This is a genomic window from Petrocella sp. FN5, from assembly GCF_029210395.1.
In the GTDB taxonomy this organism is placed as follows: Bacteria; Bacillota; Clostridia; order Lachnospirales; family Vallitaleaceae; genus Petrocella.
Genome location: NZ_JARGDP010000150.1, coordinates 1 through 1,990 on the forward strand (window position 1 = coordinate 1; position 1,990 = coordinate 1,990).

1 protein-coding gene and 1 pseudogene are annotated in these 1,990 nt (G+C 37.0%); both read right to left on the reverse strand.

The annotated features are described in order from the left end of the window. Nucleotides 1-35: 35 nt before the first annotated feature. The gene (locus tag P0N36_RS15090) at nucleotides 36-1,526 is read right to left on the reverse strand and encodes a bifunctional diguanylate cyclase/phosphohydrolase (RefSeq protein ID WP_275843707.1); all 1,491 of its coding nucleotides are present in this window, start codon (nucleotides 1,524-1,526) and stop codon (nucleotides 36-38) included. Next, a pseudogene (locus P0N36_RS15095) lies at nucleotides 1,504-1,990 on the reverse strand (iron-containing alcohol dehydrogenase); the annotation flags it as partial. The gene P0N36_RS15090 and the pseudogene P0N36_RS15095, both read right to left, overlap by 23 nt.

Consider the following 1,990-nt stretch of genomic DNA (forward strand, 5'->3'; position numbering starts at 1 on the left):
TTACTGGGAAAGTTGAGTAATTAAGTTAATCAAGATTACAGAGGATAGACTTTAAAAACCACATTATGAAATACTTTAACCATTTCAGGGTCGAATTGGGTACCAGCTTGACTTAAGATTTCTTCTATGGCGACATGCATGGGCAAGGCTTTTCTATAAGGCCGGTCATTGGTCATGGCATCAAAAGTATCAGCGATGGCTAAAATACGACATTCAAGGGGGATTTCCTCGCCAGCCAGTCCCAAAGGATAACCTTTACCATCCCATCTTTCTTGGTGTTTTAGTATTAGGTGAGCAATATCTTTTAGTTCTGTAGATTCATTAGCAATACGTTCTCCAATACTACAGTGGGTGCACATGACCTTCCACTCGTCAGAAGTTAGGGCTCCCGGCTTTTTTAAAATACTATCAGGGATACCCACTTTACCAATATCATGAAATTTGGTCAGAAGCTGAATACGGTCAATAATATTCTGAGGAAGCTTAAGCTCATGACCGATAATGGTGGCTAACATTTCCATACGGTCTGCATGTCCTTCGGTGATGTAGTCTTTTGCTTCTAAGGCTTTCATTAAGGTTTTGACCAAATTATTCTTAGTACTGGAGGTCTTAAGCAGTTTATTCTGATACATGTTATTATCCGCTTCTTGAAAAATATGATCTACATTTAAGACGCCGGATTCATGATGGCCATAGCCATAGGATAAGGATAACTCAACGGATTCAGTCTTTAGGTTATGTTCTTTGACAAATCCTTTTAAAGTATCAAGGAAGCTTTCAATATCATTAACACAGAAGCCATGCAAGACGATACCAAATTCGTCTCCACCAATTCTGGAAATCATACCAAAATGGTCAAAAGTTTTTTCTATAAGCTCAGCAACAGAAATAATGACCCGATCACCGGATAAGTGGCCAAGGGTATCGTTGATGAGTTTAAGTCCATCAATATCCACGATAATAATAGTAAAACTTGTAATCTCCCGCATATTAAAATCGGTCAAATAATATTCAAAGTACCTTCGATTGAAGACCTGACAAAGATTATCTTTATCTACAAGGGTTCTTAAACGGTTTTCTAAAGTGATACGGTCGGTCATATCCCGAATCATGATCAATACTTCATCAAAAGCAGAAATGTGAATACGCGCTTCAAAGTAATAAGTTCTATTGTCAACTTCCATATGAAAATCATAAGTAACTAATAATCTAGAAAGTACTACTTGAGAAACCACCTCTCTAAGTTTCTGAATAAGTTTCTGATCCTTCATAATATTTAGAATCATTGCATTATTATTAAGCCTTGAAACATTGAATGGAGAAATATTTCCTTTTATATCAGATACCAATAAGATATCAGGAATAGTAGTGATCAAGGCCTTATTTCTACTGTTAATTCTTTCAAGTTCAAGAAGATGATCCTGTAATTCAGGGTAATAGTTTTTTCTAAAAGAATCTTCCCCTAACCCAATGATGGCTTCACGTGTGAAGGATTTTTTTTTGTTAGGTTCGTAGGATTTGCTCATAAACGCTTTTCAACTCCTCGGTGGATAAGATTCTAGGATTGGTAACCATACAAGGATCATTTTGAGCATTTTCAACCAGTCGGTCTATGGTTTCTGAGGTTAAAGATACTACCTTGATGGATGAAGGAATACTTAGTTTTTCCCGCATGAAGCGAATTTTTTTCAGGATTTCTTCACGGATCTCATCATCAGATAATAGATGTGTTTGAATATCCAGTTGCCTTGCTATGGCTTTATAACGCTCTATTTCAGCATCAAAATTTAAAGCTATGATATGTTCAAGAAGGATGCTGTTACATTCTCCATGAGGGAGATCTAATAGACCGCCCAAGGAATGGGCCATAGCATGGACAGCCCCTAAACTGGCATTTGAAAAAGCAAGACCGGCTTGTAAAGAACCCAGTAGCATTTGGTACATAGTATCTAGGCTTCGATTTTCATCCATGGCCTTATCAATATTATTA